The organism is Pirellulales bacterium (genome assembly GCA_036499395.1).
GTDB lineage: Bacteria > Planctomycetota > Planctomycetia > Pirellulales > JACPPG01 > JACPPG01.
Genome location: DASYDW010000131.1, coordinates 1 through 7,220, shown reverse-complemented (window position 1 = coordinate 7,220; position 7,220 = coordinate 1). Strand labels below are relative to the sequence as shown.

Sequence of the window (7,220 nt, the reverse complement as noted above, 5' to 3'; positions counted from 1 at the left end):
GAGCGCCCGACGAGCAAGTTCACGATTAAGTCCGGTTTTCTCAAGCTTGTCGGACAGGTTGTCGAGAATGTTGTCTACGTCGCCAATCTTCGCACACCGTGCGAAATTATCCTCACGCGGCGGCAGGCCCAAAGCCTGCGCGATCAATGTCAGGTAGTTTTCAACTCGAATCTTAGCCTCTGGAGCGTCTTCCATTTGAACCTGATTCATCTGTCGATGGCAGGAATGATACAGCGAAACAATTCTGTTCACCCCTTCGCGTTTCGCCCGCGCGATCCAATCATGCATGTCGGCTTTGTATCGGTCCAAGCCGAACTTCAGAACTGCGGTGTCATTGCAGTGCCGCCCGATCATAGGCAGATCTGGAATTGGTACGACCTCCAGCTTCGGTATGCGCGACAGAAGCTGATGTACCGCAGCGCTGTCCGATTCCTGTTCGGGTGAACCTCCGTGCGTATGGATGGCCACCCGCAGCGGGACTTCGACTGTAAACTTATCCTGCGTCAGAAGCTCAGCCAGGAAATTGACGACGCTTTTGCGTTGCTTGGTTGTTTCAGACTCAAAACTGCCTCCATCCTTTTGGCGCAAATGGTTGTCGCAGGACGGACACCAATACAGCATCTGCTCAGACGCAAAGGCGTCGAACTTTTTTACTGTCTGGCGGGTGAGTTGGTCTCCGACGGCCTTGTCGCCGCGGCGATCGTGAGCAATGCCGCAGCAACTTGACGGTCCGCCCAAAGAGACATGATCCACCCCAAAGTGGGTGAAGATGTCATACAAGGTCTCGGCAAGCTGCGGTGTTCGGAGAACCTGGCAGCCGAGCCACACCACGTATTTATAGTGGGGGGCATCTTTCGGGATCGCGGATAGCCAGACCGGCTGATCAGTCGACGCTAAAAGCGAGCCCATAACGCGCGTGTTCCCAAGGACTTCGGAATATGGGCGCAGCGGTTTTGGAGTTTGTTTGACGGCGCTTTCGTCGTTGTCCTTTGGCATAACCTGCTCCTGGTGACTTGCAGCCGGCATTATAGCGTATCTCGCTACAGATTGATACAGATAGAAGCAGATTACGCAACGGCGCTATTGGGATAATAATCCGTCGAAAGATGCGAGACAGATTACGAGATAGCGGGCTAAAGCAAATCGTTTGAAGAATCGGGATGATCTAGGTGGCAAAGAAGCAAGTTAACCGCATTGGGGCTAGCGACGAGAAAGCGTCTTATCTCGGCCGCGTATTCTCTCTTTTGAAATTTCTCGCGGAGCGGGGAGACGAAGGCGCGCGCGTGCCCGACATTTGTCATCGCTTCGGCATTCATCGCGTGACTGCTCACCGTCTTCTCCGCACCTTGGTCGACCTGAGCTACATCGAGCAATCTCCAGATTTGGGTTATCGCCTCGGATTTGAGGCTTGGTCATTGGGCCTCGCCGCATCTCGCCAGTTCGTCTCGCCGGCTGTCGCCGCAGCTATGAAACGCATCTCCGACGCTAGCGAAGAGTGTGTGTTCCTGATGCGTCGAGCTGGCAACGATGGCGTATGTACGGGCTTCCAGGAAGGCGTATTTCCCTTTCGTTCGTTCGTCATGCGTGTTGGAACGGTTCGTCCCCTTGGCATTGGGGGCACAAGCGTAGCCCTCCTTGCAGCACTGCCTATCGAGCAGGCCGATCAGGTTATTCGAAACAATGCCGCTCAGTACCAGCGTCATCAGATCACCGAAAGCGATGTACGAAAATTGATCTCCGACGCGCGGAGGCGTGGTTATGCATATTCGCAAGGAGCGGTTGTTGCGGAATCTCGAACACTGGCGGTCTCATTGGCATTGCTGGACGATCCAGGAGCCATGATGTCGATGAGCATCATCACCCTCGAATCCCGGATTGCGGGACCAAGACGATCCATGTTGATCAAGCTATTGCAGTCTGAAGCTGCCGCGCTGGCCCGCGCCTCTCTGAAGACCACATGACGTGAGATTAGAAGGGCGCGAGCCAAAGAGGCGCTTCGTCGTCTTATTAATTTTACTGTCGCTCCAGAAACGGCCGCTTAGCTCGGTTCGATTCCCGCTTCTGTGATGACACCGCGCCAACGTTCGATCTCCGAAGCGATGTATTTCTGAAACTCTTCCGGGGTGGACTTTTCCGGCAGAGCACCGTCGTTCGTCATATATTTTTGAAGGTCGGGTGATTCCAGCAGGGTGCCAATTTCAGCGTTCAATCTATTAACTATTGGTTTCGGCGTTTTTGACGGCGCAACGATGCCGTACCATTGGACCGCTTCAAAATCCGGCAATCCAGACTCGGCAATAGTAGGGATTTCCGGCGCGTACGGGACCCTGACTTTGCTCGAAATGCCGATTGCACGAACCTGGCCTGATTGAACAAAGGGTCTGATTCCCGGCCATCCGGCCATCGTCGCCTGCACCTGACCTGCGATAAGATCCGTGATCGATGGTGCCGTTCCTCGATAAGGTACATGCACCATAGAAATTCCAGCGACGTGGCACAAATAGGCCATGCCGATATGCGCGGCAGTGCCGTTCCCTCCCGAGCTGAATGCCATCTTGCCTGGATTCTGCTTAGTGTAAGCGATCAGATCCTTGACGTTGTAGATTGGCAGCGACTGGTTGACGACAAGGACATTTGGCACTTTCGCAACGAGCGACACCGCCGAAAAACTTGTACTCGGATCGTAAGGTAGCTTCTTGTAGATCGTTCGCGCGTACGCGAGATTGCCAATATACCCTATCATGATGGTGTAGCCGTCGGGTTCGGCGTTGGCGACTGCAGTCGCTCCAATCGTTCCTCCAGCACCCGGCTTGTTCTCTACGATTACGGTCTGCCCCAGAGCCTTGGATAGTTTATCGGCCATCACCCTGCCGATGACATCATTGGCCCCAGCCGGTGGAAATGGCACCACCAAACGAATGAGACGGGACGGCCAAACCTCTTCGGCCGAAGCCGGAAAGATTTGGCTAGCGCTCGCGGCCATGGCCGCAATGGCAAATTCTCTTCTGTTCAACATAGACACTCCGTCAGGCCGTCAAGGCCGGTTGATCGCTTGTTTCCCCGCCTCGACCGACGTTCGTCTGCGGCCCGGCGGCCGCGACGGCTACGAGCTCGTGAATACTGGTTATCTTTGATCTAACGCGGCCCGATCGCTGACCACGGCGCAGTTCCTCGGCGTCGATCCGGCGCCATTCGTCGAAGCTGGTCGGACGAACGCCCCGGTCTGTGAGTATGTTCTCCAACCTAGGAGCGCCTTCGCGTACGCGGCCAGTCATCCTCGCCCGATCAGCGGACAGGCTGGCGACGGTCTCAATGCTATCGACCCGATTGGTGCCAATGATGCCGGTTGGACCCCGCTTGATCCATCCGGTCACATAAATCCGGGAGTGATTACCGATTACGCGCCCACAGTTGTTAGGGATTACTCCCTTCGAGGCGTCAAACGGTAGTCCTGCAACCGGCACGCCTCTGTATCCGATGCTGCGAAACACGGATTGAGCCTCGACAATTTCGGTCTCATTGAGTGGCACCGCTTGTTGTTGAAAGGGTGCGCCGGCAAGTGAATTTTTGCGAAGCAAGAGACCACGAACGGCGTCCCGCCCCAGAACTTCAACAGGCGATCGCAGAAAACGGAATTCAATTACACGATCATTGGACCGGGGCTTCGAAGAACACTCTTCGAGAAATTTTACGTTGCGCGCACTTACCAACATATGGGGAGCGGCGATTTCAGCCGCGCTTACTGCGTCAAGCGACAAATCGTCCGGCGATACTTGAATATCCCAGCCCGCCAGCGACCCTAGTTCACGCAATTCCTTGGCCGTAAACTTCATCTGAGCTGGGCCGCGACGTCCCATGATGACGATTTTTTTTACTTTAGATGAAGCGAGAGTTTCGAGTGCGTGTTCGGCAATATCGGTCTTTCTGAGATCGTCGACGCTCTTAGCCAAAACTCGGCAGATATCTATCGCTACGTTTCCCTGCCCTACGATAACAGCGGCTTCGCCGGACAGATCGAAATGGTGATGACAGTGATCAGGGTGACCGTTGTACCAGCCGACAAAGTCAACGGCTGAACAACAACCGGTCAGTTCCTCACCGGGTATGGACATCCGCCGATCGGCGCTGGCGCCGCAAGCGACAATGACAGAGTCGTATAACGGCAGAAGCTCCTCGACCGTGACGTCGACGCCTACGGCTACATTGCCGATGAAATTGACGCGACTATCCGAGGCAAGAGCCGTAAAGACTCGCGTGACCTCTTTGAGCTTCTGATGATCGGGCGCAACCCCGTATCGAACAAGACCGAAGGGAACCGGTAATCTCTCGATCAGATCGATCGCTACATCGGGCATCGATTGTAGTAAGGCCTCCGCAGCATAAAAGCCGCTAGGGCCGCTCCCAATAATCGCTACCCGAAATGAATCAAGATCCCGCATACGCTACGCCAACCTCATGCACTTTAGATCCGGCGGAATGTCCGGCTTGGAGGCCGTCAGTTCCTCACTTCAAACTCGCCGTTGATTTCGACCGCCTGTCCTCGCGGAAGGTTGACCATGCCAACCGCGGTTCGCGCGTGGCAGCCCGCATCCGGACCGAATAATTCAAAGAACAGATCCGACGCGCCATCGATCACGGCCGGCATGCTAGGAAAATCAGGCGTGGAGTTCACCATGCCGAACAGACGGATGACCCGCACGACATTATCGAGGTCCCCCACTTCGTTTTTGACCGTTGCGAGCATGGCCAGAGCGGCGGCTTGTGCGGTGATCTTGCCCTCGTCAATTGTCATATCCGCGCCAAGCTTCCCCGCCTCACGGTGCGGAAAACCCGGATGATGCGGACCGTGTCCAGACAGAAACAACACATTGCCGACACGTACGCACCCCCGGCGATTGGGGCTGGGAAATTTTCGGATGGGGGGCAAAGTGAACCCCATTGCCTTTAATTTGGTCTCAACTTCACCCATTTCAGCTCCGTTGATTGCTTAACTGCAGATCGAGTTCGCGTTTGCGGTTCTCTGCCGTCGGTAGAGGATCTTGCTTCGACGAGATGACGGGCAAATTGGCGGCCCGCTCTGCGTTGATTTTCTGCCAAACCTTTTGCTCTTCCGTCAGATCGAATTCTTCAACGATTGCCTGAACTGGGCACGCCGGTATGCATGCGTTGCAGTCGATACAGACTTCTGGATCGATGTAGAGGCGATCCGCGTCGCCATGGAAGCACTGTACAGGACATGTCACTGCACAGTCGGTGAAGCGGCATCTTTCACAATTCTCCGTAACGACGTGAGCCATCAAATTTAATCCGCTTTCGCTTCTACGGGCATCATTGTAGCGTATAGCGCTACAATTTACTTATTCTGTATCCTATAATGATCGTTCAAATTCCACAAGTCTCGCTGTGCTCTTCAAGCTGCATGTCGCTGGAAAGCAACAATGCCGATGGCTGGGCTTGGGAAGGCGCTGCAAAGATGTCGCCGAGATTATCGCTCGAACCTGACAGGCGGCTGAGACAGTAAGGAGCGTGTCACCGACTTGACGTGCAGACGAGCGACCTACGGTCAGCGCTCGAGCGGTAGACAGTTTCGCAACAAAAACGACGGCGATGTTGAACGACGCCGCGGTCTTAAGCACGCCCGCCGTAAGCGACTCATCGTTGCCAAACGAAGCCGCAGGACGCCGGCAAACTTCTGGCGTGGCACGGCAATCGCCCGCTCGAGTCTAGTGCTCGGCCATTTCAGTTGAGACGACAAGACCTGATCGCGATCGTTCGGCCGAGGAAACTGTGTTCGCAAGGAGCATAGTTACCGTCATCGGACCAACGCCTCCTGGGACAGGAGTTATATAAGAGGCCTTTTCAGACACACCTTGGAAATCCACATCACCAACTAGCCTTCCGTTGGGGAGTCGGTTGATTCCAACATCGATGACAACAGCATCGGTTTTTACCATTTGAGGCACGATTAGATTAGGCTTGCCCGCCGCCACAACCAAGATGTCCGCGAGGATTGTGAATTGAGCCAAGTCTCTCGTTTTTGCGTGGCATATACAGACCGTCGCGTCTCTTTGCATGAGCATGAGCGCCATTGGCTTACCGACAATGTTACTCGCGCCGACGACGACAACGTTCTTACCCTCGATTGGTATGTTCTCGTGTTCGAGCAATTGAAGAACGCCATAAGGCGTACATGGCGGGAAAACCGTATCGCCGACTACGAGACCTCCAACGTTATATAGGTGAAAGCCATCGACATCCTTGTCTTTTGAGATTGTCTGAAGGATTTTGGAAATCGAGAAGTGCTTCGGCAGCGGCAACTGCACCAAAATGCCGTGAACGTCAGCGCGTGCATTTAAATCAGCAATCAACTCCAGGATCTCGCTCTGGCTTGCTTCTTGTCCGAACCTGAAATGAAAAGACTTGATGCCTACTTCTGTGCAAGCCTTGATTTTGTTGCGGATATATACTGCTGAAGCTGGATCGGCACCCACCACGATAACAGCAAGCCCCGGCATTACACCCTGGCGCGACAGAACATTAATTCGAGCCTTAAGACCCGCGCGGATTTCTGCAGAAACCGCAATACCGTCGATAACTTTTGCTTTCACAGGATAACTTCCAGCTTGGGGTCCACGCACTTCCCCGCGCCTGGGCAAGCCATCACCACCGGATCTGACGCGTCTACTATATCACTCAGGTGCCAATGGAGGTGATGGAGCGGACTCGCTCGATGCCAACAGAGCTGCGCTCGATAGGGTCGCACGCGCGTGTTCCATAGCCGAGCCTGTCGCCCGCCTCAAGGGTCTCGAAGCCGGACGGCGCCGAAAGCAAACTCGTGAAGAAAGTCCGATTTCTTCATAAGTTGCACGTTTTTAGGGCCGGAATACCAACATCTCGGCGGAGCGCTTTCGCGCTTGCGTCCAAACCGGCGGCCCTATCCGCGGCGTCAGTCCAAAGGGTACAGGAGCACGATCTCGCGCGCCTGACCCTATGAGCTGCCCGACAGCTTATAGTCCATGATTCCGTCACCCTCCTTTTCACGCTTGCCAAATGCCAGCTTCACCGCCGGCTTGCCATGCTGCGGATCGCCGGCGCGACCCCGCGGCCGGCCGTACTCGCAATTCGTCGAAAAAAACAGAGTGACATCGGGATTTCCTATGCTCGGTGTGAACGATTTCGCGAGGACGTCGCTTCAATGCAGGCTGGCCGGTTCCGGTTTA

Annotated in this window: 7 protein-coding genes; 1 reads left to right on the top strand and 6 read right to left on the bottom strand. The window is 54.8% G+C overall.

Features of this window, described 5'->3' with window-relative positions; genetic code table 11:
- On the bottom strand, nt 1–996 hold a 996-nt coding region (locus VGN12_26955; GenBank protein HEY4313122.1), incomplete at its 3' end, for a heterodisulfide reductase-related iron-sulfur binding cluster.
- Between the two features lie 173 nt (nt 997–1,169).
- Here VGN12_26955 and VGN12_26950 point away from each other — a divergent pair.
- Nucleotides 1,170–1,961 (top strand): IclR family transcriptional regulator, encoded by a 792-nt coding sequence (locus tag VGN12_26950; GenBank protein HEY4313121.1) that lies wholly within the window; start codon nt 1,170–1,172, stop codon nt 1,959–1,961.
- A gap of 77 nt (nt 1,962–2,038) precedes the next feature.
- Here VGN12_26950 and VGN12_26945 read toward each other — a convergent pair whose 3' ends face one another.
- The 5 genes from VGN12_26945 to folD all read right to left on the bottom strand — a co-directional run bounded on the left by VGN12_26945 (nt 2,039) and on the right by folD (nt 6,608).
- Nucleotides 2,039–3,016: a tripartite tricarboxylate transporter substrate binding protein gene (locus VGN12_26945; protein ID HEY4313120.1), complete on the bottom strand. Its 978-nt coding sequence runs from the start codon at nt 3,014–3,016 to the stop codon at nt 2,039–2,041.
- Between the two features lie 10 nt (nt 3,017–3,026).
- The gene (locus VGN12_26940) at nt 3,027–4,439 is read right to left on the bottom strand and encodes an FAD-dependent oxidoreductase (protein ID HEY4313119.1); all 1,413 of its coding nucleotides are present in this window, start codon (nt 4,437–4,439) and stop codon (nt 3,027–3,029) included.
- A gap of 56 nt (nt 4,440–4,495) precedes the next feature.
- Complete coding sequence (locus VGN12_26935; protein ID HEY4313118.1) at nt 4,496–4,969, bottom strand: RidA family protein; 474 nt, start codon at nt 4,967–4,969, stop codon at nt 4,496–4,498.
- A 1-nt stretch (nt 4,970) separates the two neighbouring features.
- On the bottom strand, nt 4,971–5,297 hold the full coding sequence (locus tag VGN12_26930) for a 4Fe-4S binding protein (protein HEY4313117.1): 327 nt from the start codon (nt 5,295–5,297) through the stop codon (nt 4,971–4,973).
- Nucleotides 5,298–5,723: 426 nt separating this feature from the next.
- A complete protein-coding gene (gene folD, locus VGN12_26925) occupies nt 5,724–6,608 on the bottom strand; it encodes a bifunctional methylenetetrahydrofolate dehydrogenase/methenyltetrahydrofolate cyclohydrolase FolD (protein ID HEY4313116.1) in 885 nt (294 codons plus the stop codon).
- Between the last annotated feature and the right edge of the window lie 612 nt (nt 6,609–7,220).